The 26,733-nt window shown below is 71.5% G+C and carries 25 protein-coding genes; 16 read left to right on the top strand and 9 right to left on the bottom strand.

All coding sequences use genetic code 11. The features are described from left to right. Nucleotides 1-8: 8 nt before the first annotated feature. The 5 genes from pstA to LNK82_RS07860 all read right to left on the bottom strand — a co-directional run bounded on the left by pstA (nucleotide 9) and on the right by LNK82_RS07860 (nucleotide 5,009). On the bottom strand, nucleotides 9-923 hold the full coding sequence (gene pstA / locus LNK82_RS07880; RefSeq protein WP_230566281.1) for a phosphate ABC transporter permease PstA: 915 nt from the start codon (nucleotides 921-923) through the stop codon (nucleotides 9-11). Further along, nucleotides 920-1,975, bottom strand: coding sequence for a phosphate ABC transporter permease subunit PstC (gene pstC / locus LNK82_RS07875; protein WP_230566280.1), 1,056 nt, complete (start codon nucleotides 1,973-1,975; stop codon nucleotides 920-922). The genes pstA and pstC overlap by 4 nt, the downstream gene beginning before the upstream one ends. 34 nt (nucleotides 1,976-2,009) lie before the next feature. Then, on the bottom strand, nucleotides 2,010-3,131 hold the full coding sequence (pstS, locus tag LNK82_RS07870; RefSeq protein WP_230566279.1) for a phosphate ABC transporter substrate-binding protein PstS: 1,122 nt from the start codon (nucleotides 3,129-3,131) through the stop codon (nucleotides 2,010-2,012). 194 nt (nucleotides 3,132-3,325) lie between these two features. Then, nucleotides 3,326-4,204 carry a mycothiol synthase gene (gene mshD / locus LNK82_RS07865; RefSeq protein ID WP_372470433.1) on the bottom strand — a complete coding sequence of 293 codons (879 nt, stop codon included), beginning with the start codon at nucleotides 4,202-4,204 and terminating at the stop codon, nucleotides 3,326-3,328. A gap of 49 nt (nucleotides 4,205-4,253) precedes the next feature. After that, the gene (locus LNK82_RS07860; protein WP_230566278.1) at nucleotides 4,254-5,009 is read right to left on the bottom strand and encodes a response regulator transcription factor; all 756 of its coding nucleotides are present in this window, start codon (nucleotides 5,007-5,009) and stop codon (nucleotides 4,254-4,256) included. Nucleotides 5,010-5,184: 175 nt separating this feature from the next. On the opposite strand from LNK82_RS07860, the gene LNK82_RS07855 reads away from it, so the two are divergent. The 11 genes from LNK82_RS07855 (at nucleotide 5,185) to LNK82_RS07810 (ending at nucleotide 15,756) form a co-directional block, all read left to right on the top strand. Further along, entirely contained in the window at nucleotides 5,185-5,940 is a 756-nt protein-coding gene (locus tag LNK82_RS07855) for an alpha/beta hydrolase family protein (protein WP_372470432.1), read from the top strand. Continuing rightward, nucleotides 5,937-6,740, top strand: coding sequence for an LmeA family phospholipid-binding protein (locus LNK82_RS07850; RefSeq protein WP_230566276.1), 804 nt, complete (start codon nucleotides 5,937-5,939; stop codon nucleotides 6,738-6,740). Before LNK82_RS07855 ends, LNK82_RS07850 begins: the two co-directional genes overlap by 4 nt. Further along, complete coding sequence (locus LNK82_RS07845; protein ID WP_230566275.1) at nucleotides 6,740-7,165, top strand: TlpA family protein disulfide reductase; 426 nt, start codon at nucleotides 6,740-6,742, stop codon at nucleotides 7,163-7,165. The genes LNK82_RS07850 and LNK82_RS07845 overlap by 1 nt, the downstream gene beginning before the upstream one ends. Before the next feature lie 66 nt (nucleotides 7,166-7,231). After that, nucleotides 7,232-7,309 (top strand): putative leader peptide, encoded by a 78-nt coding sequence (locus LNK82_RS48225; protein ID WP_360462167.1) that lies wholly within the window; start codon nucleotides 7,232-7,234, stop codon nucleotides 7,307-7,309. A 104-nt stretch (nucleotides 7,310-7,413) separates the two neighbouring features. Then, nucleotides 7,414-7,869, top strand: coding sequence for a DUF4395 domain-containing protein (locus LNK82_RS07840; RefSeq protein ID WP_230566274.1), 456 nt, complete (start codon nucleotides 7,414-7,416; stop codon nucleotides 7,867-7,869). Between the two features lie 39 nt (nucleotides 7,870-7,908). After that, nucleotides 7,909-8,754 (top strand): sulfurtransferase, encoded by an 846-nt coding sequence (locus LNK82_RS07835; RefSeq protein ID WP_230566273.1) that lies wholly within the window; start codon nucleotides 7,909-7,911, stop codon nucleotides 8,752-8,754. A gap of 2 nt (nucleotides 8,755-8,756) precedes the next feature. Further along, a complete protein-coding gene (locus LNK82_RS07830; protein ID WP_230566272.1) occupies nucleotides 8,757-9,059 on the top strand; it encodes a DUF1416 domain-containing protein in 303 nt (100 codons plus the stop codon). A gap of 322 nt (nucleotides 9,060-9,381) precedes the next feature. Next, complete coding sequence (locus LNK82_RS07825) at nucleotides 9,382-13,146, top strand: nSTAND1 domain-containing NTPase (protein ID WP_230566271.1); 3,765 nt, start codon at nucleotides 9,382-9,384, stop codon at nucleotides 13,144-13,146. 161 nt (nucleotides 13,147-13,307) lie between these two features. Further along, nucleotides 13,308-14,075 (top strand): ABC transporter permease, encoded by a 768-nt coding sequence (locus tag LNK82_RS07820; protein WP_230566270.1) that lies wholly within the window; start codon nucleotides 13,308-13,310, stop codon nucleotides 14,073-14,075. Then, on the top strand, nucleotides 14,072-14,878 hold the full coding sequence (locus LNK82_RS07815; RefSeq protein ID WP_230566269.1) for an ABC transporter permease: 807 nt from the start codon (nucleotides 14,072-14,074) through the stop codon (nucleotides 14,876-14,878). Before LNK82_RS07820 ends, LNK82_RS07815 begins: the two co-directional genes overlap by 4 nt. Further along, a complete protein-coding gene (locus LNK82_RS07810) occupies nucleotides 14,875-15,756 on the top strand; it encodes an ABC transporter ATP-binding protein (RefSeq protein ID WP_230566268.1) in 882 nt (293 codons plus the stop codon). The genes LNK82_RS07815 and LNK82_RS07810 overlap by 4 nt, the downstream gene beginning before the upstream one ends. Before the next feature lie 554 nt (nucleotides 15,757-16,310). On the opposite strand, the gene LNK82_RS07805 is transcribed toward LNK82_RS07810, so the two are convergent. After that, complete coding sequence (locus LNK82_RS07805) at nucleotides 16,311-17,468, bottom strand: 4-hydroxybenzoate 3-monooxygenase (protein ID WP_308257185.1); 1,158 nt, start codon at nucleotides 17,466-17,468, stop codon at nucleotides 16,311-16,313. Nucleotides 17,469-17,700: 232 nt separating this feature from the next. Here LNK82_RS07805 and LNK82_RS07800 point away from each other — a divergent pair, with 232 nt between their 5' ends. The 5 genes from LNK82_RS07800 to LNK82_RS07780 all read left to right on the top strand — a co-directional run bounded on the left by LNK82_RS07800 (nucleotide 17,701) and on the right by LNK82_RS07780 (nucleotide 24,022). After that, nucleotides 17,701-18,726, top strand: coding sequence for an ABC transporter substrate-binding protein (locus LNK82_RS07800; RefSeq protein ID WP_230566266.1), 1,026 nt, complete (start codon nucleotides 17,701-17,703; stop codon nucleotides 18,724-18,726). A gap of 410 nt (nucleotides 18,727-19,136) precedes the next feature. After that, complete coding sequence (locus LNK82_RS07795) at nucleotides 19,137-22,136, top strand: sensor histidine kinase (protein ID WP_230566265.1); 3,000 nt, start codon at nucleotides 19,137-19,139, stop codon at nucleotides 22,134-22,136. Then, nucleotides 22,133-22,555 carry a roadblock/LC7 domain-containing protein gene (locus tag LNK82_RS07790; RefSeq protein WP_053721145.1) on the top strand — a complete coding sequence of 141 codons (423 nt, stop codon included), beginning with the start codon at nucleotides 22,133-22,135 and terminating at the stop codon, nucleotides 22,553-22,555. Before LNK82_RS07795 ends, LNK82_RS07790 begins: the two co-directional genes overlap by 4 nt. 47 nt (nucleotides 22,556-22,602) lie before the next feature. Next, the gene (locus tag LNK82_RS07785) at nucleotides 22,603-23,199 is read left to right on the top strand and encodes a GTP-binding protein (RefSeq protein ID WP_230566264.1); all 597 of its coding nucleotides are present in this window, start codon (nucleotides 22,603-22,605) and stop codon (nucleotides 23,197-23,199) included. A 70-nt stretch (nucleotides 23,200-23,269) separates the two neighbouring features. Beyond that, nucleotides 23,270-24,022: a class I SAM-dependent methyltransferase gene (locus LNK82_RS07780; protein ID WP_230566263.1), complete on the top strand. Its 753-nt coding sequence runs from the start codon at nucleotides 23,270-23,272 to the stop codon at nucleotides 24,020-24,022. Here the strand turns inward: LNK82_RS07780 and LNK82_RS07775 are convergent. From LNK82_RS07775 to LNK82_RS07765, 3 genes are all read right to left on the bottom strand, one after another. Beyond that, nucleotides 23,976-25,523: a GGDEF and EAL domain-containing protein gene (locus LNK82_RS07775; RefSeq protein ID WP_230566262.1), complete on the bottom strand. Its 1,548-nt coding sequence runs from the start codon at nucleotides 25,521-25,523 to the stop codon at nucleotides 23,976-23,978. The two genes, LNK82_RS07780 and LNK82_RS07775, sit on opposite strands and share 47 nt — an antisense overlap. Before the next feature lie 85 nt (nucleotides 25,524-25,608). Then, the gene (locus LNK82_RS07770; RefSeq protein ID WP_230566261.1) at nucleotides 25,609-26,073 is read right to left on the bottom strand and encodes a hypothetical protein; all 465 of its coding nucleotides are present in this window, start codon (nucleotides 26,071-26,073) and stop codon (nucleotides 25,609-25,611) included. Then, entirely contained in the window at nucleotides 26,039-26,671 is a 633-nt protein-coding gene (locus LNK82_RS07765; RefSeq protein ID WP_230566260.1) for an RNA polymerase sigma factor, read from the bottom strand. Before LNK82_RS07765 ends, LNK82_RS07770 begins: the two co-directional genes overlap by 35 nt. Between the last annotated feature and the right edge of the window lie 62 nt (nucleotides 26,672-26,733).

Genomic DNA, 26,733 nt, shown 5'->3' with positions numbered 1-26,733 from the left:
CCGCCCGCTCACTTCGTCTTCGGAGCCAGCCACCGCGAGATCACGGTGGCCAGCAGGTTGAACAGCGTGATGATGATGACCAGGGTGATCGCCGCACCCCAGATCCGCTCGAAGCCTGCCTGCGTCGGGTTGTTCCGCTCCGACGTCATGAGCAGCGGCAGCGACGCCATCGGCCCGTCGAACAGGTTGTAGTTGATGTACGGCGCGTACGCGGCCAGCACGAGCACCGGCGCGGTCTCGCCCATGACGCGGGCCAGCGCCAGCATGATGCCGGTGATGATGCCGGACAGCGCCGTCGGGATGACGACCTTCACGATCGTCTTCCACTTGGGGATGCCGAGCGCGTAGGACGCCTCGCGCAGCTCGTCCGGCACGATCTTGAGCATCTCCTCGGTGGTCCGCACGATCACCGGCACCATCAGCAGCACCAGCGCCAGCGACACCGCGAAACCGCTGCGGCCGAAGCCGAAGTAGGTGATCCACAGCGTGTAGACGAACAGCGCGGCCACGATGGACGGCACACCCGTGAGGATGTCGACCATGAACGTGGTGGCCCGGGACAGCTTGGACCGGCCGCCGTACTCCACCAGGTACACGCCGACGAACAGGCCGATCGGCACGGACAGCACACCGCACACCAGGCCCTGCACCAGCGTGCCGTAGATCGCGTGGTAGACGCCGCCGCCCTGTTGGCGGCCCAGCAGGCCGGACAGCGACTTCTGCCACCAGTCGCCGTCGAGCACGACCGGGAAACCGCGCTGGATCACCACCCACAGCACCCAGATCAGCGGCACGATCGCGACGAGGAACGCCCCGTACACCAGGACGGTGGCGACGCCGTTCTTGAGCTTGCGCGCGCCGCTGACGCTCTGGAACGTCGGCGGCGTGGCGAGGCGGTTCAGGTCCGCCGTGTCGGTCGTCATTCGTACTCCTTGTGACCGGCGACGATGGACCGGGCGAGGGCGTTGACGCCGAAGGTGAGGACGAACAGCACCAGGCCGGCGGCGATGTAGGCGCCCGCCGTGCGCGGGTCGTTGAACTCGGGCGCGGCCAGCGCGATCTTGGACGCGAACGTCGCGCCGCCGTCGAACAGGCTCCACGCGAACGCGGCGCCCGTGCCGCTGAGGATGATCGTCAACGCGATCGTCTCGCCGAGGGCGCGGCCGAGGCCGAGCATGGAGGCGCTGACGTAACCCGCCTTGCCGAACGGCAGCACGGTGGTGCGCACGACCTCCCACTTGGTGGCGCCGAGCGCGATGGCGCCCTCCACGTGGGTGACCGGCGTGCGGTCGAACACCTCGCGGCTGACCGCGGTGATGATCGGCAGGATCATCACGGCCAGCACGATGCCGGCGGTGAAGATGGTGCCGCCGAGCTCGATGCTGACGTTGCCCTCGGCGAACAGCGGGATCCAGCCGAGGGTGGAGGTCAGCCACTCGCCGATCGGGGTGAGCACCGGGCCGAGCACGAGCAGGCCCCACAGGCCGAAGATGATCGACGGCACGGCGGCGAGCAGGTCGATGACGTACGCGAACGGCCGGGCGAGCCGGCGCGGCGCGTACTGGGTGAGGAACAGGGCGATGCCCAGGGCGATCGGCATCGCGATGATCAGCGCGAACGCCGACGACACCACGGTGACCAGGAGCAGGTCGAGGATGCCGTAGCGCATGTCGTTGACGTCGCCGGTGGACCACTCGCGGCTGGTCAGGAAGTTGACCTTGTCCAGCGCGAGCGAGGGGATGGCCTGGAGCAGCAGGAAGACGCCGATCGCCGCGATCAGGACCACGATGAAGATGCCCGACCCCGTGGCCAGGCCTGCGAAGATCCGGTCACCCGGCCGGACGTGGGTCTTCTGGTCGGCTTCCGTGGTCGGGGGAATCGGAGCCTCCGAGTCGGGTCGGGCAGCCGGAACGCCCGCACGGGCACCGGTCGAACCGGTGCCCGCGGGGCGTGGGGCCACTGTGCGGTCGTTCATCGCAATGGCGTTCCCGGGAAGTGTGCCGGCCTGGTCAGGCGATGGCCTTGATGGCGGTCAGCAGCTTGTCCTGGAAGGCCTTCGGCAGCGGAGCGTAGCCCGCGTCCGCCAGACCGTCCTGGCCAGTCGTCGCCGCGACCGTGAGGAACGCCTTGACCGCCTTCGCGGTGTCGGCGTCGTAGCCCTTGGAGCAGACGATCTCGTAGGTGGCCAGCAGCAGCGGGTAGGCGCCCGCGGTGGTGGCGCCGTAGATCGAGTTCAGGTCGAGGACCAGGTCGTTGCCGGTGCCCTTGATGGTGGCGCCGTCGATGGCCTTGCCGACCGTCTCGTTGGTCAGCTCGACCGGGCCGGAGCCGTTGTCGATCTTGGCCAGGGACAGCTTGTTGTCCTGCGCGAACGACAGCTCGACGTAGGTGATGGCGCCGTCGACGGAGCCCGCGGCCTGCGCGACACCGGCGGACTTCTCCTTGGCCTCGCCGACACCGCCCTTGAACTGCTTGCCGTCACCCTGGGTCCACGCGCCCTTGGAGGCGACGGTCAGGTACTTCTGGAAGTTGTCCGTCGTGCCGGACTCGTCCGAGCGGTAGACGACCTTGATGTCCTTGTCCGGCAGCGACGCGCCGCTGTTCAGCGCCGCGATGGCCGGGTCGTTCCACTTCTTGATGCCGCCGTTGAAGATCTTGGCGGTCACCTCGCCGCTGAGGACCAGGTCCTTCACGCCCTCGAGCTTGTAGCCCAGCGCGACCGGGCCGAACACCAGCGGCAGGTTCCACGCCGGGTTGCCCTCGCAGCGCTCGGCCGCCGCGGCGACCTCGCCCTTGCTCTCCGACAGCGGCGAGTCGGAGCCGCCGAAGTCGACCTGGCCCGCGTTGAACTGCTTGACACCCGCGCCGGAGCCGGAGGCGTTGTAGGCGAGGTCGGAGCCCGGGCACTTCGCCTGGTAGGCCTGGATGAACGTGGCGATCGCGTTCTGCTGCGCGGAAGAGCCCTCGGCGCTCAGCTTCGACTTGCCACCGCACTCGACGGGGACCGACGAATCACCGGCCGCCGAAGTCGAACCCGTGCCCGGCGCGTTGTTGTCGCTGCCACATGCGGTGAGCAGAAGCGCACCGGCCGCGATCAGGCCGAGTACGGCGCCGTGTCGCTTGGTCTTCACCTGGGAGTCCTCCAGCTACGGAAGCGGATGTCGCGGCGAAGCCCCGCCGCTCGACACGGACGGTAGGTAGCGAGGGTGGACAGGTGCCCAGGAGAAAGTGAACGACGGGTGAACACCATACGGGAAGTGACCGAGTACACCGCCTTTTGGGTGTCCCGTGACCTGCACGTTTGCATGGCGTGATGGGTTTGTCACTACCGGGCGTATTGGACGTCCGAGTCCCAGCGCGTGAAACCCAACCGGTCGTACACGGCCAACGCCGCCGCGTTGTCGGATTCGACGTACAGCATCACGTCGGTGAGCCCGGCCGAGCGCAGGTGCGCGAGGCCCGCGAGGGTGATCGCCTTGCCGAGGCCGCCGCCCTGCGCGTCCGGGTCGACGCCGACCACGTACACCTCGCCGAGCTCGGCGGTGTGCGCCTTGGTCCAGTGGAAGCCGAGCAGCCGCCCGTCGTCGTCGACCGCGAGCAGGAAGCCGGCCGGGTCGAACCACGGCTGCTCTTCCTTCTCCCGCACGTCCTCGATGCTCATCGCGCCCTGCTCGGGGTGCCAGGCGAACGCGCGGTGGTTGACGTAGACGACGGCCGCCTCGTCCCGGCCCGGCACGAACGAGCGCAGCGCCACGCCGGCGGGCAGCACGGGTTCGGGCAGGTCGGCGTCCAGCGGACGGCGCAGGCGCAGCAGCTCGCGGACCTTGCGGTAGCCGAGCTTGGCGGCGAGCGCCGCGGCGCCGGGGTGCCCGCCGTGCGACCAGACCCGCAGGGGCTTGGCGCGGTCGGCCACGGCTCCGACCAGCGCGGCGCCGTGCCCGCGACGGCGGTGGTCGGGGTGCACGGCCAGCTCGGCGACCTCGTTGCCGTCGGAGTCGCCGAAGACGTCCAGGTGCAGGTAGCCGACGAGGGCCCCGCCGTCGCGGACGAGTAGGTGACGACTGCCGCGCGCGTCGGGGCGCAGGCGCAGGGTCACGGCTTCGCCGACGGGCGCGACACCGTCGGCGGCCTCCGCGGCCCCGAGCAGACCGGAGACCTCGTCGGCCTGCTCGGGGGACAACCTCTCGAACCAGGTCAGATCCACACGGAAAACCTAACGGAGGCTCACGCCGCCGTCTGCGGAGCAGCGGCAATCAAGCGCGGTAGATCAGCTCGGCGTCGTCGACGGTCGTCTCGGGCGCGTCGATCGCGTGGTCAACGCGGCGGGCGCTGCCCGGGCGCGGGGGCCGCACGAACTTGTAGCCCACGTTGCGCACGGTGCCGATGAGAGACTCGTGCTCGGGGCCCAGCTTGGCGCGCAGGCGCCGGACGTGCACGTCCACCGTCCGCGTGCCGCCGAAGAAGTCGTAGCCCCAGACCTCCTGCAGCAGCTGCGCGCGGGTGAACACGCGGCCCGCGTGCTGCGCCAGGTACTTGAGGAGCTCGAACTCCTTGTAGGTCAGGTCGAGCGGGCGGCCGCGCAGGCGGGCCGTGTACGTCGCCTCGTCGATGACCAGCTCGCCGAGCTGGATCGAGCCGTCGCCGCCGGGCTGCGTGGTGCCGCGCCGGGAGCGCACCAGGCGCAGCCGGGCGTCCACCTCGGCGGGCCCGGAGGTCGGGAGCAGGATCTCGTCCACGCTCCAGTCGGAGTTGACCGCGACCAGACCGCCCTCGGTGACGACCGCCACCACGGGCACGTCCACGCCGCTGGAGTCGAGCAACCTGCAGAGGCTGCGCGCGGCGACCAGGTCGGTCCTGGCGTCGACCAGGACGATGTCGTGCGGACCGGCTTCCAGCAGCGCCGAGACCTCCGGGCGCAGCGGCCGGACCTCGTGCGGGAGGAGCGACAGCGCGGGGAGAACCGCCTCGGGGTCGGAGTCGGTGGTCAGCAGCAGCACATCGATACTCATCGCGGCGCCCTCTCGTTCGGCCGGTGCTTGGTCACCGACCAGGCACAGGCGAAGTACGGTGACCGGGCCCCGTTGCCTGCGGATGACGGAGACAATACCGGTGCACACCACGAAAGACCCAGGTCAGCAGGTCAGAGTCACAGTTGTTTCCACAAGCGTCACGCCTGTTACATCCATGTCACATGACGCCGTCCGCCTGCACGGTGTGCATGTGAGATCAACACCGTCCGTGACGGATCTCGCATTCGTGGTGGGTCACGGCTTCACGAATCACGTTCGCAAACCGTTCGTGTCACGCGTGTTGCACCGGTTCGCGAGGCACGGCGGGGTCGTCGCGCTCGACTTCCGGGGCCACGGCCGCTCCGGCGGGCGGTCCACCGTCGGCGGTGACGAAATCCACGACCTCGCGGCCGGTGTGTCGCTCGCCCGTGAACTCGGGTACCAGCGGGTGGTGACCGTCGGCTTCTCCATGGGGGCGTCCGTCGCCCTGCGCCACGCGGGCCTGCACGACGACCGGCCGGACGCCGTGGCGGCCGTCAGCGCGCCCTCGCGCTGGTGGGTGCGCGACACGGTGGCGATGCGCCGGGTGCACTGGCTGCTCGAACAGCCGCACGGCAGGCTCGCCGCCCGCGCGCTCGGCGTGCGCCTCGGCCCGCCGTGGCGGACCACGCCGGAGAGCCCGCTGGAGGTGGTGCACCGCATCACCCCGACCCCGCTGCTCATCGTGCACGGTGAGCAGGACCACTACTTCGGCCCGGCGCACGCCGTCGCGCTGCACCGGGCCGCGGGCGGCGGCGCCGAGCTGTGGCTGGAGCCGGGCGTGCGGCACGCCGAGTCGTCGATGACGCCCGCTCTGGTAGACCGGATCGCGACCTGGTTGGACGAACGCACCTCTCTGCACGACACGGACCGGACAAAGGGCAGGCGATGACCGCGACCGACACGAACCGCCGCCGTTCCACGCGGGGGCGCAAGCTGATCATCGCCGCGCTCGTCGTGGGCGCGCTGCTGGTCGCCGCCGACTTCGCGCTGGCCGCGGTCGGCGAGTACCAGGTCGCCCAGAAGATGCGGGAGAAGTTCGGGCTCAGCGAGGACCCGTCGGTCCGGATCAACGGCTTCCCGTTCATCACGCAGGCGGTCGGCGGCGACTACCGCGACATCGAGATCAGCGCCACCGGCGTGCCCGTGCGCGACCAGCTGCGCGACCTGGAGATCAGCGCGAACCTCAAGCACACCCGGATCGGCCTGTCGGACCTGCTGGCCGGCAACACCCGCGACGCGCGGATCGACCAGGTCAGGGGCAGCGTCAAGATCAAGGTCAACGACCTGAGCCGGCTGGTCAACCAGATCACGCCGTTCACCGACCTGGCGATCGACCCGGACAAGCGCACCAAGGTGACCGACGGGCAGGCGGCGGACCCGACGGTCGCGGCGGTGAAGCTGTCGGGCAAGACCAACGTCGCCGGCCGCGACCTCCGCATCACCGCGTACGGCACGGTGTCGCTGGTCAACGGCCAGGTGATGATCGCCGTGAACGACGTCGAGCTGGACGACATGGCCCTGGACGGGCTGGACGCGGTGCTGGGCGTGGTGCGCGAGGCGTTGAGCGTGACCATCGACCCGGGCGCGCTGCCCTTCACGGTGACGCCGACCGCGGTCAAGGTGGAGAGTGGCGCGTTCACCGTGGAAGGCGCGATCAACGACATCCTCCTGGACCAGGGCGGCAGCTGATGACCGGTGCGTGGGCGTTGCTCGGCGCGGTCGCGGTCGTCGCCGTGATCGCCGTGGCGCTGCGCGCACGGGACGGTCGGGTGCGCGCAGCGAAACCGCACCAGGGCCTGCCCGCGCCCGTGCGCGACCTGCTCGACCCGGGCGTCCCGGTGACGTTGGTGCAGCTCTCCACGACGACCTGCGCGAACTGCCGGCAGACCCGCGCGGTGCTCGAGGAACTCGCCGGCCGCACCGCCGGGCTGCGGCACGTCGAACTGGACGTGACCGACCTGCCGGAGGTCGCCGCCGACCTCGGGGTGCTGCGCGCGCCGACCACGGTGGCGCTGGACGCCTCCGGCGCGGAACTGCTCCGGGTCGGCGGCGTCCCGAAGCCCGACCGCCTCATTGCGGCTTTGCGCCCACACCTGCCTGGACCGATCGGGTGAAGCTGGGTATTCCCACGGTTTGGACACCACTCCCGACAGCAGGGACGACCGGCTAGTCTCGAACCCATGACCACGCTGCTGACCAAGCGACTCGCGGTGGACCTGTGCCGCGTGCGCAGCAGCCTGTGTCGCGCGGCGCGCTGACCGGGCGGTTGCCGGCGGCCCGCACGCCCTTGACGGCTGTGCGCGCCTGCCCCTAACACCGCCTGAGACGGACTACCAGTCTTGTCCACCGTCAGGAGGTCGCCATGCCTTTGAGTGCCACCGCCACCAAGGACGCGCCGGTCGACCCGCGCGGCCCCCGGTTCAGCGCCTGGATCACCACCGCCATCCTGGCGGTCGTCCTGCTGACCGGCTCGTGGCGGCTGCTCGCGGCCCAGACCGTGCTGTTCGCGATGTGCGCGTTCATCTCGCTCAAGCTCAACCCGTGGGGCCACGTCTACCGGTTCGCCGTGCAGCCGAGGATCAAGCCGACGACCGAGCGCGAGGAAGCCGCCCCGCTGCGGTTCGCGCAGGGCGTCGGGTTCGTCTTCGCGCTCATCGGCACGATCGGCTACACCACCGGACTCACCGCGCTCGGAGTCGTCGCCACGTCCGCCGCACTGGTCGCCGCGCTGCTCAACGCCGCCGTCGGCCTGTGCCTGGGCTGCGAGCTCTTCCTGCTCCTGCGCCGCTACGCACCCGCCCTCGCCCGACCCCAGTGACAGAAGTCGCAGCAAGAACGAAGAAATTGGAGCAGCTCGATGAGCCGTGAAGACGTCCTGGTCTCGGCCGCTTGGTCCGAGGAGAACCTCAGCGCGCCCGGCGTGGTGTTCGTGGAGGTGGACGAGGACACCACCGCCTACGACGGCGGTCACATCCCGGGCGCGGTGAAGATCGACTGGAGGAACGAGCTCCAGGACCCGGTGCGGCGCGACTTCGTCGACCGCGCGGGCTTCGAGAAGCTCCTGTCCGCCAAGGGCATCTCCAACGACGACACGGTCATCCTGTACGGCGGCAACAACAACTGGTTCGCCGCCTACGCCTACTGGTACTTCAAGCTCTACGGCCACGACGCCGTGAAGCTGCTCGACGGCGGTCGCAAGAAGTGGGAGCTCGACGGCCGCCCGCTGGACAAGGAGCAGGTCGAGCGCCCGGCGACCAGCTACACCGCCCAGGAGCAGAACCTGGCGATCCGCGCGTTCCGCGACGAGGTCGTCGACGCGATCGGCAACAAGAACCTGGTCGACGTGCGCTCGCCCGACGAGTTCTCGGGCAAGCTGCTCGCGCCCGCCCACCTGCCGCAGGAGCAGGCGCAGCGCGCCGGCCACATCCCCAGCGCGATCAACGTGCCGTGGAGCAAGGCGGCCAACGAGGACGGCACGTTCCGCTCGAACGAGGAGCTGGCCGAGATCTACGGCGAGGCCGGTTTCGACGGCTCCCGCAAGACGATCGCCTACTGCCGCATCGGCGAGCGCTCGTCGCACACGTGGTTCGCGCTGCACGAGCTGCTCGGCCACGAGGACGTGAAGAACTACGACGGTTCCTGGACCGAGTACGGCTCGCTCGTCGGCGTGCCGGTCGAGCTCGGCAGCGGCAAGGAGGCCTGATCATGAGTCTGGACGGTTGCGGCGCGCCCGAGCAGGGCGTCGACATCCAGGTCGGCGCGAACGAGGTCGTGCTGTCCGGCAAGGTCCGGTCCGAGGGCGCACCGGTCGGCGGCGCGTTCGTGCGCCTGCTGGACGCCTCGGGCGAGTTCACCGCCGAGGTCGTGTCCTCGGCCGACGGCGACTTCCGGTTCTTCGCGGCGCCGGGCACGTGGACCATCCGCGCGCTGCACCGGTCCGGCAACGGGCAGGCGTCGGTCAGCGCGGAAGGGCCGGGCGTGCACCCGGTCGAGGTCGCGGTGGCCTGACACCGCACCCCGAGACCCGGGGAGCGCACGGGCTGCCCCCGGCGCTACCCCTCGCCGGCGCCCCCGGGGGGGGGGCCCCCGGGGGGGGGGGGGGGGGGGCGCCGGGGGGGGCGGGGGGGGGGGGGGGTGGGCGGGGGGGGGGGGGGGGGGGGGGGGGGGGGGGGGGGGGGCCCCCCCCCCCCCCCCCCCCCCCCCTCCCCCCTGCGGGAACCACCTACCGGTTCCACCGCCATTCCTACGGCAGACGGGTTGTTCAGTGTCAGCGCGTGGACGCTGAACAGGCTTTTCTGAACAATCGCCCTCGTCGAAGGGGAGGGCGACGATGGCCAGACCGGAGGGCCCGTTACGGGCGGACAGCCGTGACCTGGGCGAGTTCGCCGGCGATCTGAGGGCCCTGCGGGAACGCGCGGGCAGCCCCACGTACCGGCGGCTCGCCCGGGACGCCCACTACTCCGCCGCGGCCCTGTCGGAGGCGGCGAACGGCCGGAAGCTGCCGAGCCTCGCGGTGACGTTGGCGTACGTGCGGGCCTGCGGCGGTGACACCGCGGCGTGGGAGTCGCGCTGGCGGGCGCTGGCCGAACGGGTCGCCGACGCGAACCCGCGCACGCCGCCGGAGGCGACCGGGGCCCCGTACACGGGGCTGGCGGCGTTCCAGGTGCGTGACGCGGACCGGTTCTTCGGCCGCGACCGCGTCGTGCGCGAACTGGTGGGCCTCGTCGCGCGACGCCGGTTCGCCGGGGTGTTCGGCGCGTCCGGCTCGGGCAAGTCGTCGGTGCTGCGGGCGGGCCTGGTGGCGAACTGGGACCGGCCCGCGGTCGTGCTCACGCCCGGCGCGCGGCCGGTGGAGGAGCTGGCGGTGCAGGTCGCCGCGCGCACCGGCCGGGACGCGCCGGCGCTGGCCGCCGAGTTCGCCGCCTACCCGGAGAACCTGCACCTGCGCGTGCGGCAGGCGCTCGTCGGCGGCGACGACGACCTGCTGATCGTGGTCGACCAGTTCGAAGAGGTCTTCACGCTGTGCCAGGAGCCCGCCGACCGGGCCGCGTTCATCGCCGCGCTGACCACCGCCGCGTCCGCGCCGACCAGCCGCACGCGGGTGGTGCTGGGCGTCCGGGCCGACTTCCTCGGCCACTGCGGCCAGTACCCGGAGCTGGTGGAGGCGTTGCGCGGCGGGCACGTGCTGATCGGGCCGATGGCCGCGGACGAGCTGCGCGAGGCGATCGTGTCACCGGCCGTCGCGGTCGGCTGCAAGGTGGAGACGGCGCTGGTCACGCGCCTGGTCGCGGACGCGGCGGGCCAGCCCGCGGTGCTGCCGCTGGTGTCGCACGCGTTGCTGGAGACGTGGCGCCGGCGGCGCGGTGTCGCGCTGACCCTGGCGGGGTACGAGGAGGTCGGCGGGGTCGAGCACTCGATCGCGCGCAGCGCCGAGCACGTCTACACGGCGATGAGCCCGGCCCGGCAGCTGATCGCCAAGCAGGTGTTCCTGCGGCTGATCGCGGTCGGCGAGGGCACCGAGGACACCAAGCGCCGCGTCGCCCGCGCCGAGGTCGACCACCACGTCGAGAGCGACAGCGCGGAGGTGCTGGCCGCGTTGGCGCAGGCCCGGCTGGTGGTGCTGGACCGGGACACGGTGGAGCTGGCGCACGAGGCGCTGATCCGCAACTGGCCGCGGCTGCGCGACTGGATCGCCGAGGACCGCGCGGGCCTGCGGGTGCAGCGGATGCTGACCGAGGCCGCGCACACCTGGGAGGCCCTGGACCGCGACCCCGGCGCGCTGTACCGGGGCACCCGGCTGGCGCTGGTGCGCGAGTGGGTCGACGGCACGCGGGGGCTCACGCCCGGCGAGATCCGGTTCCTGGAGGCCAGCATCGCCGCGGACGACGCGGTGCACGCCATCGAGCACCGCCGCACCCGGCGGCTGCGGCAGCTGGTGTCGGTGATGGCCGTGCTGCTGGTGCTGGCGTCCAGCGCGATCGTGTTCGCGTTCAACGCCGAGCGGTCCGCGACCGAGCAGCGCAACATCGCGTTGGCGCACAAGGTGATCACCCAGGCCGCCGCGCTGCGCGACGAGGACCCGGCGCTGTCGTTGCAGCTCACGCTGGCCGCGCACCGGCTCGCGCCGCTGCCGGAGACGCGGGACGCGTTGTTCGCCGCGTTCACCGAGCCCTACGCGACCCGGATCGGCGGGGTCCGCGCGGTGGCGGTCAGCCCGGCCGCCTCGCTGCTCGCCGTCGTCGACGACACCACCACCGCGGACGTGCGGCTGGTGGACATGACCGACCCCCACCGCCCGGAGCACCTCGGCGCGTTGGCCGGGCTGGGCGCGACCCGCGTGGTGGCGTTCTCCGACGACGGCCAGTGGCTCGCCGGTGCGTCCGAGGACTGCATCGTGGTGTGGCGGGTGACGGATCCCCGCCGTCCGGTGATCGTGCACCGGCTCACCGACCTGTCGAGCGAGCCGACGCTGGACCTGGCGTTCTCGCCCGACTCCCGCTACCTCGTGGCCGGGTTCGTCGCCGGTCGGGCGCGCGCGTGGGACCTGGCCGCCGGCGGTATGCGGGCGGACCTGCCGGTGACGGGCGAGTCGTCGCCCGAGGTGGCCTTCCTGTCCGGGCACGTGGTCGCGGTCGGTTCCGGCGACCGGGTGCACGCGGTCGACCTGGCCACCGGCGCGTCCGCCGTGCTGGTCGGCGGCGTCGGCGCGGTCACCGCGCTGGCGGTCGGAGACGGCGGCCGGGTGCTGGCCACGGCGGGGGAGGACCGGGTGGTGCGGCTGTGGGAGGTCGTCGACCGGGGTGGGCCCGCGCGGCAGACCGCCGCCCTGCGGCACGGCGGTGACGTGCGCGCCCTGGCGTTCAACGGTGACGCGCGGGTGCTGGCCACGGCGGGCGACGACCGGTCCGCGCGGCTGTGGGACGTCACCGACCGGCACGCGCCGCTCCAGTCCGCCGCGCTCGACGGGCACCTCGGCGCGGTCACCGCGGTCGCCTTCGCCGCCGAGGGGCGCAGCCTCGTCACCGCGGGGAGCGACCGGTCCACCCGGCTCACCGACCTCACCGACCTGCCGGTCGCGCACCCCGCGACGGTGCGCGCGGTCACGGTCGCCGCCGAACGCCCCCTCGCCGCCACCGTGGACGTCGAGGGCGAGCTCCGGCTCGTCGACATCTCCGAGCCGCGCGGTCCGCGCACCGCCTGGGCCTTGACCGCGCACCCGGGCCCGGTCCGCACCGCGGCGCTGAGCCCGGACGGCGAGCACCTGGTCACCGTGGCCGAAGACGCCCGGGTGCGGGTGTGGCGGACCACCAACCTGGTCTCGCCCGACCTGGTCGGCGAGGCGGGGCGGGCGCACCTGGTGGCGTTCAGCCCGAAGGGCGGGTACTTCGCCACCGGCGGCCTCGACGACGGCGTGACGCGGCTGTGGGACGTCGTAACCACGACGAAGATCGCCGAGCTGACCGACGAGGCGAACCCGGAGCTCGTGGCCAGCGCGCTGGCGTTCGACCGGACCGGCGACCGGTTGGTGGTCGCCAAGTACGGCGGGGCGGTCGAGGAGTGGGACACGACCGTCCCGATGCGGCCCGAGCGGTTCCGCCGCGACGCGCTGGACTTCGCCACGTACGTCGTCGCGGTGCCGTCGGCGCCCGGCGGCGTGGTGACGGTGGAGTCCGACGGCAAGGCCGTGCTGTGGCGCCACCCCGAGCAGCGGCACGATCCCGACGACGTCGTGGCGGTGCGGTTCGGCTCGGCCGAGTCGCTCGGCTCGGCGGTGCGCGCGGTCGCCGTGTTCGACGACCTGCTGGTGGCCGCCGACGCCGACGGCACCCTGCGCCTGTACGACGTGCCTGCCGACGGGGCCCTCCGGCAGTCGGCGGTGTTCGCCGCGCACTCCTCGGGCGCGAACTCGGTGGCGTTCGCGCCCGAAGGGCGGACGTTGGTCAGCGCGGGCGATTCGGTGCTGCGGTTCTGGGAGACCGACCTGGACGCGGTGGTGGACCGGATCTGCGCCACCGCGCACCCCGGGATCACCGGGCGGCAGTGGGCGGGTTACTTCCCCGACTTGCCCTACGACCCGCCGTGTGCCAACCCCTGATTCCACTGAGCGGAAGGCAAGCCGATCGCCCCGCCACCTGCGGGCCGGCGTTGCAAGATCACATCATGAAGTTTTCCCGCCACTCATTGTGGCGGGGGACTTCACTCTCTAGATTGAGCCGGGTTGGCTGGGGTTGATCAACTGGGAAGAGGCGTTTGCGCGTGCGTGCGCTCACCCGAGGACTGCTCGGTGTGGCCGGGTTCCTCGTCATCTGGGAGCTGTTCGGCCGGTTCCGGCTGGTTCCCTCGGAGTACCTGCCACCGCCGTCCGTCGTAGCGGTGGAACTCGTGAAGTTGTTGGGGGATGAGGCTTTCCTGCGGGACGTCATCGCGACGGTCCTCGCCGTGCTCATCGCCGTGGCGCTGTCGGTCGGGATCGCCGTCCCGCTCGGCCTCGTCCTGGGCAGCGTGGCGCCCGTCCGGCACGCGACCCGCGCCGTCGTCGAGTTCCTGCGCCCCATCCCGTCGGTGGCGCTGATCCCGCTGGCGGTGCTGCTGCTCGGCATCGGACCGGAAACCAAGATCACCCTCGCCGTGTACGCGGCGATCTGGCCCATCCTGTTCAACACCATCTACGCGCTCGACGAGCTCGACCCCCTGCTGGTCGAGACCGCGCGGGCGTTCGGCTCCGGCCGGGTGCGCGTGCTGGCGTCGGTCGCCCTGCCCAGCGCCCTGCCGTTCGTGCTGACCGGAATCCGGCTCGCCGCCACGACGAGCCTGGTCGTGGTCGTCAGCGTGGAGCTGCTGGAAGGCGGGTCCGGCGGCATCGGGCAGTACATCGCGATCGCGCGCAGCGGCGCGGGGCGGATGGACATCGTCCTGGCCGGCACGGTGGTCGCGGGCGTCATCGGCTACCTGCTCAACGAAGGGCTGGAACGCGCGCAGCGCCGCTGGGTCGGCTGGAGCGCGGTCACCGGAGGTCGGTCGTGAGTCGATTCCTGCAGCGGTGGGCGGTGTTCGCGGGCCTCGTCGTGGTCTGGGAACTGCTCACCTGGTACGCCGACGACACGTTCTTCCCCCGCCCCACCGAGATCGCCGTGGCCGCGCACGACCTGTGGTTCTCCGGCCCGGCCGATGACCTGTTCCTGACCGACACGGTGTTCGACCACGTGTTCCCGAGCATCGGCCGGCTGCTCGCCGGCTGGGGCATCGCGGCCGTCGTCGGCGTCTCGCTCGGCGTGGCGCTCGGCCGCTCGGAGAAGGCCGCGGAGTACGCCGGGCCCCTGCTGACGTTCATGCGCTCGATCCCGCCGCCCCTGCTGGTGCCGGTGTTCCTGCTCTTGTTCAGCGTCGGCACCACCATGCAGCTCGCCACGATCGTCTTCGGCGTGCTGTGGCCCATCCTGCTCAACAGCATCGACGGCGCCCGTTCCGTCGACGCCACGAAGTTCGAGACCTCGGCGGTGTTCCGCATCCCCAAGCCACAGTGGATCCTCGGTGTCGTCCTGCCCTCCGCGGCGCCGAAGATCTTCGCCGGGCTGCGGGTCTCCCTGTCGCTGTCGCTGGTGCTCATGGTCGTGTCCGAACTCGTCGGAACCGACAACGGGATCGGGTCGCAACTCCTCGTCGCACAGCGGGAGTTCGACTTCCCCGACATGTGGGCCGGGATCATCCTGCTGGGTGTCCTCGGCTATGCCCTCAACACCGTGCTCCTCGGCTTCGAGCGCAAAGCCCTTGCGTGGCAACCGAAGCAGGAGCGCACCCCCGCGACGGTGGAGGAAAAAGCAGTATGACCGCGATGCTCGAAGTGGCCGACCTCGGCCACACCTACCAGGCGAAGGACGGCGCGCACACCGCGATCGCCGACCTGTCGTTCACCGTCGGCACCGGCGAGTTGGTCTGCGTCGTCGGCCCGTCCGGCTGCGGCAAGTCCACGCTGCTGCGCACCATCTCCGGGCTGATCCGCCCCACCCGCGGCGAGATCAGCCTGCACGGCAACGAGGTCCGCGGCGTGCCCGACGACCTCGCCGTGGTGTTCCAGGACTACAGCCGCTCGCTGTTCCCCTGGCTGACGGTGCAGAAGAACGTCGAGTTCCCGCTGCGCCGCACCCTGGGCCGCGCCGAGCGCCGCACGCGCGCGGCCGAGGCGCTGGAGTGGGTCGGCCTGTCGGCGGCCGGCCGCAAGTACCCGTGGCAGCTGTCCGGCGGCATGCAGCAGCGCGTCGCCATCGCCAGGGCGCTGGCCTACCGGCCCGCGCTGCTGCTGATGGACGAGCCGTTCGCCTCGGTGGACGCGCAGACCCGGTTCGAGCTGGAGGACCTGCTGCTGAAGGTCCGCACCGAGCAGGACACCACGGTCCTCGTGGTGACGCACGACATCGACGAGAGCGTCTACCTGGGAGACCGGATCCTCGTGCTCTCCACGTCGCCCGCGTCCGTGGTGGCGGACCTGAAGGTCGACCTGCCCGCCGAGCGCGACCAGATCACCACCCGCGAGTCCGAGGCGTTCGTCGCGCTGCGGGCCGAGGTGGCGCGGCTGCTGAACGTCGGCAAGACCTCCGAGGAGGTCAAGGCGCGGCGCAAGGCGAACGAGGAGCAGGCGGCGAAGTGGGCCGAGGCGGAGCGGGCGGAGGTCTCGCGCGCCGAGGCCGAGGAGCGCGCCACGACGTGACCGGCCTTTCCTAGGCCCAGGACGCCCGACGGGCGATCCGCGGCTTGTCGGCCCCCTCAGGGGCGCCGGCGCCGTGGGTCGCCCGTTGTCGTGTCCGGGCGCGCCGGCAGCGGTTTCCGGGCGCGGTTTCGACGGCGATCGTTCACAACGATTCGACATCTTTCCCGCCGCGGAAGACCTTCGGCGATGATCACCGCGCCGTCGTCGTGCGATCACGCGCCGTGCGCGTCGAGTGCTTTTCCGGCCGCCTCGCGGAATTGTCCGCCGATGATTTCCGCGCGCCTGGGGCGTCACCGACGGGGTGTCGTCGGGTGCGTCCGGGCGTCCAGCGGGTGGAATCGGCGGCGAATACATCGACCCGATGTCGTGGATGTCCGCGTGGATGTCCGCGCGTGACGACACTTCGAATGTGCCGGTAATTCGATCGGGCCATCGCCTTGTTCTCCGGGTCGAGCACGCCTGAATGCCGTGGCGGAGAACAAGGCGCCGGTGTTCCGGTGTCATTGCGGGGTGTTCCCCCGGTAATGGGGCCCGCTAATCGTAAGATGTTCTGCCTAGGGCCCCACGTAGTTTTGGGCGAAATAGCCGGCCGACGACCCGGAGGCGATGAGGTGTTCGAGTCTGGCTTGACCCAACCGGCTCAGGAACGGCTCCGGCGACCGGTGGATCATGAACACCATCCACTGCGAGAACTCCTGCGCACGCCACACGCGTCGCAGGCACACCTCGGAGTAGCTCCGCAACCCCGTCTCATCACCCGTTCGGTGGTAGCGCGCCAGGGCGTCGGCGAGCACCTCGGCGTCGTGCAACGCGAGGTTCATTCCCTTTGCCCCCACCGGGGTGATGATGTGCGCGGCGTCGCCGAGGAGGTACAGGTTGCCGTGGTTCATTGGTTCGACCACGTGGCTGCGCATGTCGAGGATCCGCTTCTCGACGATGCGCCCCTCGGTGAGCTTCCAGTCGGAGTCCCTGAGCGCCAACCGCTTGTGCAGCTCCGCCCACACGCGCTCGTCCGGCCAGTTGTCCACGGTGTCGTCCACCGGGACCTGGAGGTAGTAGCGCGAAACCGTCGAACTGCGGAGCATATGACCCGCGAATCCGTCCGGGTGAAGTGCGTAAATCACCTTGTGGGTGGACGGCGGCGCCTCGGCCAGGATGCTCAGCCACTCGATGCCGTGCTGGTGGCTGAACTCCTGCACCGCGCCCGCCGGGATGCTGCGCCTCGTCACGCCGTGGAACCCATCCGCGCCCGCGATGAACGAGCAGTCGAGCCGCTCACGGGTGCCGTCGGCGTTCGTCCAGGTCAGAGCCGGTTCGGCGGACTCGATGTCGTGCAGTTCGACGTCCGTGACCGACCACCGCACCGCGCCGCCGCGCTCGTCGACGTAGTGCCGCACGAGGTCCTGGACGACCTCCTGCTGCGGGTAGATGTAGTGGGTCTGCCCGTCGTACAGGGTGGCGTAGTCCACCTCGTGCGCTTCCCCGTTCACCCGGAATTCGCACGCGCCATGCCTGTCCGCCTCTTGGAGCAACCGGTCCGCGAGCCCGTGCTCTGTCAACATTTGCACCGCGCGGTGCTCCAACACCCCGGCGCGCGGCCGGGTCTCGATGTGCTCGCGGGTGCCTTTTTCCAGCACCACGCAGGGGATTCCGGCCTCGCGGAGCAGGTTCCCCAAGGTCAATCCCGCAGGGCCCGCTCCGACGATGCCCACCGGGCGCCGGTTGCTCTGTACGGCCCATTCCGCGTCAAGATCGCTCACCGCATACCCCAACCTCTGGACAGCCTGTGCAAAGATGCTCACCGAAGGTAGTGGATCAGCCTTCGAGTGTCGGTCGACTGGGGTCTTGTCGAACCACTCGTGTCACTTTGAGTGGTTCTGCAGCACCCTGTCGCTCGTGCATCCTGCCCCCGCAAAGTCTTCACTCCAACAGGAGATGCCCCCCATGACTCGAAGAGTCGGCCTCTCGGCACGAAGGATCTTCGGCGTTGTCTCCGCGGTCGCGATGCTCGCCGTCGTCTCCGGCTGCGGTCTGCTCGGTGGCTCCGAGGAGAAGCCCACCGACGCCGCCGCCGCACCGGGCAAGGTCGAAAAGGCCAAGATCACCCTTGGCCTGCTCCCGATCCTCGACGTCGCGTCGGTCCACGTCGCGATCCAGAAGAAGTACTTCCAGGAGGAGGGTCTCGAGGTCAAGATCGAGATCATCCAGGGTGGCGCCGCGGCCATCCCGGGCCTGATCAACGGCGAGCTCGACATCTCCTTCGGCAACTGGGTGTCGTTCTTCGGTGCCGAGGCGAAGGAGGCGGCCAAGGCCGTCGACGGCCTCAAGCTGGTCAGCGACGGCTACCAGGCCAAGCCGGAGATGTTCCTGATCCTCGCGAAGGCCGACTCGCCGATCAAGTCGCCCAAGGACCTCGAGGGCAAGACCATCGCGATCAACACGTTCCGGAACATCGCCGAGCTGACCGCGAAGGCGACCCTGGAAGCCAACGACGTCGACCCCTCCAAGGTGACGTTCAAGGAGTTCCCGTTCCCGGACATGGAAGCGGCGGTGCAGAACGGCACGGTCGACGCGGCCTTCATGGTGGAGCCGTTCATCAGCCGCGCCCAGCGCGCGAGCGGCCAGATCACCGTGCTCGACGCGGCGTCCGGCCCCACCGCGGACATCCCGATCGCGGGCTACGCCACGACCGGCAAGTTCGTGAAGGAGAACCCGAACACCGTCGCCGCGTTCCAGCGCGCGATGGCGAAGGGCCAGCGCGACGCGGCGGACCGCCCCACGGTCGAGCCGCTGCTGGTCGAGTACGCGAAGGTCGACAAGGAAACCGCCAGCCTCGTGCACTTCGGCGAGTTCCCGACCACGCTGGACGCCACCCGCTTGCAGCGCGTGGCGGGTCTGATGCGAACCTACGGCTTGCTGGAGAAGGACTTCGACGTCAAGCCGATGCTGGTCGCCCCGTCAGGTAGCTGACCCGACGGGGGAGCCCGTCGTCGGGGCCGGGCTCCCCCTCGGGTGTTTCCCGTTCGGGTCGAGGGCGTGAAAAAACCATGAACGCCGGTTAGCGATCGTTTAGCGCGTCCACGTGTGGTCCGCGCGACAATGGTTGATTTGCAAACTACCGGCTACCTCGTCCGAACGGCGGTATGACTCGGCGGTTTTTTCCACCAAGATCCACCGGGTTTGTAGGGAAGTGTCGTTTCACCGGGCTGGGGAGTGTGCTGACGGTGCGCGGTCACGACGACCACGCCTCCGGGAGAGATCCGGAGCGGATTCAACTCGACACGGGTGCCGCTGGAAGCGGTCCACCCGACTCGGGGCCCAGCACAGGCGCCGTGCCCGGCGACCGGGGAGTGTCCCGGTGGCGGCTGCGGAACTGGCGCTTGCGCAGCAAGCTGGCCGTGGTGCTCCTGGTGCCCGCGCTGAGCACGCTGACCCTCGCCGGGCTGAGGCTGAACACCCAGCTGGACGACGTGGAGCTGTTCGGCCAGGTCCAGCGGGAACTCCAGCTGTCCGCCCAGGTGGCGGCGGTGTCCGACGCCCTGCAGCTGGAGCGCGACGCCGCGGTCTGGTTCGTCGCGGGCGGTCGCCAGGAGAACGGCCCCGAGTTCCAGACGCGCTCGAGCAAGGTCGACACCGAGGTCCGCAGGCTGCGCGACGTCGCGGCCTCCACGACCGGTGTCGACGACGCGGTGCGCGAGGCGTTCCAGAAGTCGTTGCAGTCGCTGGACGGCCTCAACGCGCTGCGCAACACCGTGACCACCACCAAGTACCCCGACATCTCGGTGCACAGCGCCTACGGCCAGGTGCTGGCCGCGCTGGCGCAGGTGCACCGCGCGACCGCGAGCAGCCTGAGCAACGAGACGATCACGCCGCTGGCCGGCGCCAACCTCGCGCTCTACTCCGCGAAGGAGCAGCTGACGCAGCAGAACTCGATCCTGCTGTCGACGGCCAAGCGCGGCGAGTTCGCCCCCGGCCAGGCCAACGCGCTGCGCGCCGCGCAGTCCCGGTTGGACGCGGCGCTCACCGACTTCGCGGTCACCGCGAGCCAGGAGAACCGCCAGCTGCTGTCGGACACCGTGACCGGCACGCCGGTCGACGCGCGCAACAGCCTGGTGCAGCTGGCGCTGGTGCAGCAGGCCGACGCCGGCGAGGTGTCCATTTCGGACGGCGACGTCATGGCGGTCGGCGAGGAGACCGCGGCGCTGCTGCGGCAGGTGTCGCAGGACCTGGAGCGGCAGGCCGACCAGGCCTCGATCGACCTGACCGAGGCGGCCCGCGCGTCCGCGTGGCGTGACGCGGCGCTGGTCGCCGTCGCGCTGGTGATCGCGTTCGCCCTCATGGCCTTCGTCGCCCGCTCGATGCTGACGCCGCTGCGCGTGCTGCGCCGCACCGCGCTGGACGTGGCCCGCAACCGCCTGCCGGACGCGATCAAGCGGATCCGGACGCACCGCGACCCGGCACGTGCCGCGGAAGAGGCGCTGGTGCCCGTGCCGATCAACACGACCGAAGAGGTCGGCCAGGTGGCCCGGGCGTTCGACGCCGTGCAGCGCGAAGCCGTCCGCCTCGCGGTCGAGCAGGTGGCGCTGCGCGCGAACGTCAACGACATGTTCATCAACCTGTCCCGGCGCTCGCAGGCGCTGGTCGAGCGGCAGATCACCGTCATCGACCGGCTGGAGCAGGACGAGCAGGACCCCGACCAGCTGGCCAGCCTGTTCGAGCTGGACCACCTGGCCACCCAGATGCGCCGCAACAGCGAGAACCTGCTGGTGCTCTCCGGCACCACGGTCAACCGCCGCGTCACCCGGCCGGTGCCGATCTCCGAGGTGCTCGGCGCCGCGGTGTCCGAGGTCGAGAAGTACGCCCGGATCCAGATCGCGCCCGCGCCGGAGCTGAAGGTGCAGGGCCGCGTGGTCAACGACCTCGCGCACCTCATCGCCGAGCTGCTGGACAACGCGACCGCGTTCTCCAAGCCCACCACCAAGGTCACCGTGCGGGCGATCGAGACCCGGCGCGGCGAGGTGTCCATCCGCATCCACGACCGCGGCGTCGGCATGCAGGAGCAGGACGTCGTCGAGGCCAACACCAAGCTCGCCGACCCGCCCGAGGTCGACGTGTCGGTGGCCCGCGAGATGGGCCTGTACGTGGTCGGCCAGCTCGCCAAGCGGCACAACATCCGGGTCACGTTGAGCAACAACGACGACATAGAGGGTGGCGTCACGGCGCAGGTCGTGCTCCCGATGGACCTGCTGCACCGCGGTCCCGAGCCGCTCGCGCCCAGGCCGGCGCCCGCCGCGCTGCCGCAGCGCCAGGCCGCGCCGCAGCTGGAGGAGAGCGGCGTCGGCGTGCTGGCCGGCGTGCCCAAGTGGACGCCGGAGATCGCGCCCGGCGGTTACGCGCCGCTGGAACTGCCCGCCTCGACCGGACCGCAGGTCGTGCACACGCACGAGGCCGAGCCCAACGAGTACTTCCAGGTCGAGCAGACCCCGGTGGACGACCTGTTCACCGCCACCGTGACGGAGACCGTGCCGCCGCCCGGCGAGGAGGTGCCGGACTACTCGTACCCGCCGTCGGCCCCCCGGCGCCTGGCGCCCGAGCCGGTCGCGGAGGTCGAGCGGGAGGAGGACGACGCCTCCACCCAGCGGCTGCCGATCTACGAGGACGTGCTGTCGCGCTGGTTCCAGGGCGGCGAGGCCGAGGGCGGCGTGGTGCGCGGCGAGGTCGCCGACCACCCGGCGGCCGGCGTGCCGCCGGAGACCGCGTCCGAGCGGACGATGTTCGCCGACCGCGCCGAGCTGATGGGCACGGACGGCGGCCACGTCGGCACGGCGTCGGAGCAGACCGCGTACACCGACCGCTCCGACCTGATCACCCCGCCGCCCGCGCCGACGAGCAGGCCGAAGCCGCCCGAGCCGCGCGGCTCGACCCCGGCGGGCCTGCCCAAGCGCGAGCCCGCGCCGTCGGCGATCCCGTCCTCCGGCGCGTCGTCGGGACCCGGCTGGGGCGCGGCGGCGGACGACAGCTGGACGCTGGCGACCAGCGCGCTCAAGGCGCCGGTCGACGACACGACCACCGCGGGCCTGCCCAAGCGCGTGCCCAAGGCGCGCCTGATGCCGGGTTCGCTCTCCGCGCCCTCGCGCGGTTCGGCGCCGGCACCGTCGGCGGCGCAGCCGTCGGCGAACGGCGCCTCGTCGGCCGGTGTGGCGACCGCCGTGCCGCCGCGCAGGTCCGCCGACCGGTTGCGCCAGCGCTTCGCCACCTACCAGCGAGGCGTGCAACTCGGCCGTCAGGCGGGCGATGACGCCGGCATGCCGTGGGACGGCGTGTCGTTCGACGACAACACCCCCGCCAACGGCGGGAATCAGACCAAGGAGCAGAAGTGACCACCGCAACCGAGGAACTCGAAAACTTCAGTTGGCTGGTCGATGACTTCGTCGCCCGGGTCGCGGGCGTCGCGCACGCGATCGTGGTCTCCGCGGACGGACTGCTGCTCGCGTCCTCGGAGCGGTTGCCGATCGACCGCGCCGAGCAGCTCGCGGCCGTCGCGTCGGGCCTGGTCAGCCTGAACCTCGGCGCGGCGCGCTGCTTCGAGGCGGGCGACGTCAAGCAGACCGTGGTGGAGATGGAACGGGGCTACCTGTTCCTGATGTCCATCAGCGACGGCTCGTGCCTGGCCGTGCTCGCGGCGCCGAACTGCGACATCGGCCTGATCGGCTACGCGATGACGCGGCTGGTCGAGCGGGTCGGCGTCCAGCTCACCCCGGAGATCCGCTCGCAGCTGCACGTCGCCATGCGCGGCTGAGGTCCCACCACCCGGCGAGGTCCTACTACTAGGGAAAGCAGAGCAACATGAGCGGTGGCGCTCCCGACCGGCCGGGGTCACCCGCGGCGAGCCTGACCGTCACGTCGACGAAGATCGTGGTGGCCGGCGGGTTCGGTGTCGGCAAGACGACCTTCGTCGGGTCGGTGTCGGAAATCGTGCCGCTGACCACCGAGGCGGTGATGACCGAGGCCAGCGTCGGCGTGGACGACCTCTCGGCCACGCCCAACAAGATGACCACCACGGTGGCCATGGACTTCGGCCGGGTGTCGCTGGACAGCGACCTCATCCTCTACCTGTTCGGCACACCGGGTCAGCACCGGTTCTGGTTCATGTGGGACGACCTGGTGAAGGGCGCGATCGGCGCGGTCGTGCTGGTCGACACCCGCCGCTTGGCGGACGCGTTCGCCTCCATCGACTTCTTCGAGGACCGCGAGCTGCCGTACGTGATCGGCGTGAACTGCTTCGACGGCCTGCTGCACCACCGCATCGAGGACATCCGGGAGGCGCTGACGATCGACGAGTCGGTGCCGATCGTGCCCTGCGACGCGCGCAACCGGCAGTCGACCAAGCAGACGTTGATCACGCTGGTGCAGCACGCGATGCGGCAGCCGACGTTCGCCTGACCCACCCGCGCGACGGGCCGTGGCCGAAAATCGGTCGCGGCCCGTCGCCGTGCGGGCCACAATCGCCTGGGTGGCAGATTCCTTCGAGGACCCGGACCTGGCCGCCTACTACGACCTGATCAACCAGTTCGGCGAGGACGACCGCTTCTACCTCGAGCTGGTGCTGGCCGCGGACGCGGTGCTCGACGTCGGCTGCGGCACGGGCACGCTGCTCAAGGCCGCCCGCGCCAGTGGGCACGCCGGTCGGCTCGTCGGGCTCGACCCGGCCGAGGGCATGCTCCTGCAGGCCCGGCGCGACCCCGGCGTGGAGTGGGTGCGCGGCGACCTCGGCACGGTCGCGTTCGACGGGGAGTTCGACCTGGTCGTGATGACCGGTCACGCGTTCCAGGTCTTCCTCACCGACGACGAGGCGCGCGCCCAGTTCACCGCGATCCGCCGGGCGCTCAAGCCGGGCGGGCGGTTCGCGTTCGAGACCCGCAACCCCGGCGCGCGGGCCTGGGAGCGGTGGACGCCCGAGAACGGCACCGACATCGTCGGCCCCGACGGCGAGCGGGTGCGGGTCGAGCACTTCGTGGAGAGCGTGGAGAACGGGCTGGTCACGATGACCGAGACGTTCAGCAGCCCGGACTGGCCGCAGCCCCGCGTCGACCGCGGCGCGCTGCGGTTCACCGACGCCGACCACCTCGACGCGCTGCTGCGGGAGACCGGGTTCGACGTGGCCGAGCGCTACGGCTTCTGGGACCGCACGCCGCTCACCGACACCAGCCGCGAGATCATCACGATCGCACGACCAGGTCCGCGTCCGGCAGGCCACCGTCGCTGACGACCAGCGCGCCGGCCGCCCGCACCAGCGGCAGCACGGCGGCCAAGGCCTTGTGCGCCAACGCTTCCCCCGGCGGCACGGCCGGTTCCACGGCGTGCAGGCCGTGACGCTCCACAGCGGACAGTTCCGGCAGGCCGAGCGTGGCGTCGTGCAGCAGCAGGCGGACTCCCATGCCGCCCAACGCGACCAGGTTGTCCTCCACCGCGTCGAGGTCCTCGGCGGGCGCGGACAGGCACCGCGCGGACAGGCTCAGCCACAGCAGCTCCGGCGGCAGGCCCGAGGAGCGCAACGCCTCGGCGACCGGCGCGGTCAGGTCCGGGTCGCGCGACTGGTCCGGTGACAGCCGCACGAGCACCGGCAGCCGTTCGGCCGCGGCGTAGGCGCACGCCTCCTCCAGCACCCACTCGGCGAGTTGGCCGCTGAGCCCGAGCTCGTCGGCGAACCGCAGGCACTCCGCGTGCGACACCGGGCCGTACTCCGCCTCGTGCCACCGCAGCCGGGCCGCCGCCGCGACCGGTGCGCCGTGCCGGTCGACCGGCAGGTAGTCCAGCGCGATCTCGCCGTTCTGCAACGCGCCGGGCATGGTCGCGATCAACGACAACCTGGCGCGGTCGCGGGCGTCGCGCCCGGCGTCGTAGATGCCCCACTGGCCCTTGCCGCCGCTCTCCGCGCGGCGCAGCGTGCTGTGCGCCTGGCGCAGCAACGCCATCGCGTCCGACCCGCGCGCCGACGTGCGGACGAAGCCCATGCCCGCGGACACGCCGACGCCGTGCCCGGCCAGCCGCACCGGCTCGACGAGCGCGGCCTCGATCGCCTCGGCCAGCGCGGGGATGCCCGGCGTGGTGGGCGAGTCCTCGATCAGCACGACGAACTCGTCGCCGCCGATGCGCGCGACCGTGGCGTTCTCGTCCGCCACCACCGCGGTCAGCCGCCGTGCCACGACCCGGAGCAGCTCGTCGCCCGCCTCGTAGCCGAGGCCGTCGTTGACGATGGCGACGCCGTCCACGTCCAGGTAGCACAACGTGATGGAGCCCGGCCGGCTCAGCGCCCGCTCCAGCCCGGGCAGGAAGCTCTGCCGGTTCGGCAGGCCGGTCAGCACGTCGTGCAGGGCTTGGTGGCGCAGGTAGTCGCGCAGCACCCGCTGTTCCGTGGTGTCCTCGACCACGGCGACGTGCCAGCGCGGCCGGCCGTCGGCGTCGCGCACCACCGACAGCGCCACCTCGGTCCACAGCGGCTCGCCGGCCGCGTCGGTGAACTGCCGCTGCGCCCTGGTCACGCCCCCGGCGGACGGCGTGGCGGTGAACAGGGTCGCCAGCTCCGCGGGCGGCAGCATCGCCTCCAGCGCCGGGTTGGCGCCCACCAGCGCACCGTGGGCGTCGAAGATCGCGATGCCCGCCGTGGAACCGACGAAGACCTGCCGGAACAGCTCCGGCAGCGCCGACGCCTCGACCGCCGTGGGAACGCTTCCCCCGGCGGTGGTGACGCGGACTGGCTCGGTCATGAGTGGGTGTGCGGCGATGGGTGAAGATCAGGTCACCGCATCTTCGGACCACCGGCCACCGGCGTCAAGGTTTCACCGGATCGGGTTAAACACACACCCAGTCGGTCATGACCGTCGTGCCGCCGACCTCGCAGCGGAACCGGACGGGGCCCGACGGCGGCGGGCCGAGCAGGAACAGGCCCAGCTCGTCCAGCTCCGCCTCCTCCACCGGCCCGGTCGCGGTGACGAGCGCGACCCGGCCCGGCCCCGCCGGCAGCACCTGGCCCGCGACACCCGCCTCGGTCACCTCGACCTGCACGGACACGCCCTCGGCGTCGAACACGAGCTGCCGCGCGGTCTGCGTCGCCCGCGCCCGTGCCGCCAGCTCGTCGTCCAGCGCGGAGTCGTAGCTGGTCAGGGCGATCAGCTCGGCGTCGACCGTGCGCCACGCGAACGCCGCCCGCGCGGCTTCGAGCAGGTGCTCCGGCACGTCGCGCTCCTCGGCGAGCGCCTCGCCGAGCTCCCGCAGCAGCACCTCATCGCTGTCCCACCCCGGATCGTCCCTCAACACCGACCACACCTCCTCCGCCCACCGGCCGCGGCTCGACCAGCTCCATCACCGCGGGAGTCTTGCGCAACTTCTCCAGGCACCTGATCCGGGTGGGCCCGATGCTGCCCACCGGCATCGCGAGCTGCTCGGCGACCGCCGCGTAGCTCGGCGGCGGGTCGGCCATGAGCCTGGCCAGCAGCACCCGGCACGGCTCCGGCAGCGAGCGGAAGCCCTCCCGCAGCGCCTGCCGCCGCTGGGCGGCCTCCAGCTCCTCGTCCAGGTCCGCGACCGCGTCGTCCGGGCTCGCCGGCTCGTCCTCGGACCGCGGGTCGTACGGCAGGGTGCGCTGCTGGACCCGCAGGACGCGCAGGCACTCGTTGCGGGTGGTCGTGGCGATCCACCCGGGCAGCGCGTCCGCCTCCCGCAGGCTGCGCAGCTGCTCCACCAGCCGCAACCACACGGTCTGGTGCACGTCCGCGACGTCCGCGTGCCGCAACCGGTGCCGGTGCACCACCGCCAGCACCAAGGGCGTGAAGCGCGCGACGATCTCGTTCCACGCGCGCTGGTCGCCCTCCGCCGCCGCGCTCACGAGCGCGGCGATCGGGGAAGCAGGGGTCACGTCCCCTCCTCTGGTCCGGCGGGTGCCGCGCCTCCGCCCCGGCCTGCGCCGGCGCGGACCCC

This window comes from Saccharothrix luteola (genome assembly GCF_020859565.1).
In the GTDB taxonomy this organism is placed as follows: domain Bacteria; phylum Actinomycetota; class Actinomycetes; order Mycobacteriales; family Pseudonocardiaceae; genus Actinosynnema; species Actinosynnema luteola.
The sequence above is the reverse complement of the archived record's forward strand: the minus strand, read 5'-3'. Positions and strand labels throughout refer to the sequence as shown.

Bases quoted from the DNA above. Each gene is read 5' to 3' on its own strand.
- pstA (WP_230566281.1), bottom strand. From the start codon at position 923: ATGACGACCGACACGGCGGACCTGAACCGCCTCGCCACGCCGCCGACG.
- pstC (WP_230566280.1), bottom strand. From the start codon at position 1,975: ATGAACGACCGCACAGTGGCCCCACGCCCCGCGGGCACCGGTTCGACC.
- LNK82_RS07860 (WP_230566278.1), bottom strand. From the start codon at position 5,009: ATGAGTATCGATGTGCTGCTGCTGACCACCGACTCCGACCCCGAGGCG.
- LNK82_RS07855 (WP_372470432.1), top strand. From the start codon at position 5,185: ATGTCACATGACGCCGTCCGCCTGCACGGTGTGCATGTGAGATCAACA.
- LNK82_RS07850 (WP_230566276.1), top strand. From the start codon at position 5,937: ATGACCGCGACCGACACGAACCGCCGCCGTTCCACGCGGGGGCGCAAG.
- LNK82_RS07845 (WP_230566275.1), top strand. From the start codon at position 6,740: ATGACCGGTGCGTGGGCGTTGCTCGGCGCGGTCGCGGTCGTCGCCGTG.
- LNK82_RS48225 (WP_360462167.1), top strand. From the start codon at position 7,232: ATGACCACGCTGCTGACCAAGCGACTCGCGGTGGACCTGTGCCGCGTG.
- LNK82_RS07840 (WP_230566274.1), top strand. From the start codon at position 7,414: ATGCCTTTGAGTGCCACCGCCACCAAGGACGCGCCGGTCGACCCGCGC.
- LNK82_RS07835 (WP_230566273.1), top strand. From the start codon at position 7,909: ATGAGCCGTGAAGACGTCCTGGTCTCGGCCGCTTGGTCCGAGGAGAAC.
- LNK82_RS07830 (WP_230566272.1), top strand. From the start codon at position 8,757: ATGAGTCTGGACGGTTGCGGCGCGCCCGAGCAGGGCGTCGACATCCAG.
- LNK82_RS07825 (WP_230566271.1), top strand. From the start codon at position 9,382: ATGGCCAGACCGGAGGGCCCGTTACGGGCGGACAGCCGTGACCTGGGC.
- LNK82_RS07810 (WP_230566268.1), top strand. From the start codon at position 14,875: ATGACCGCGATGCTCGAAGTGGCCGACCTCGGCCACACCTACCAGGCG.
- LNK82_RS07800 (WP_230566266.1), top strand. From the start codon at position 17,701: ATGACTCGAAGAGTCGGCCTCTCGGCACGAAGGATCTTCGGCGTTGTC.
- LNK82_RS07785 (WP_230566264.1), top strand. From the start codon at position 22,603: ATGAGCGGTGGCGCTCCCGACCGGCCGGGGTCACCCGCGGCGAGCCTG.
- LNK82_RS07775 (WP_230566262.1), bottom strand. From the start codon at position 25,523: ATGACCGAGCCAGTCCGCGTCACCACCGCCGGGGGAAGCGTTCCCACG.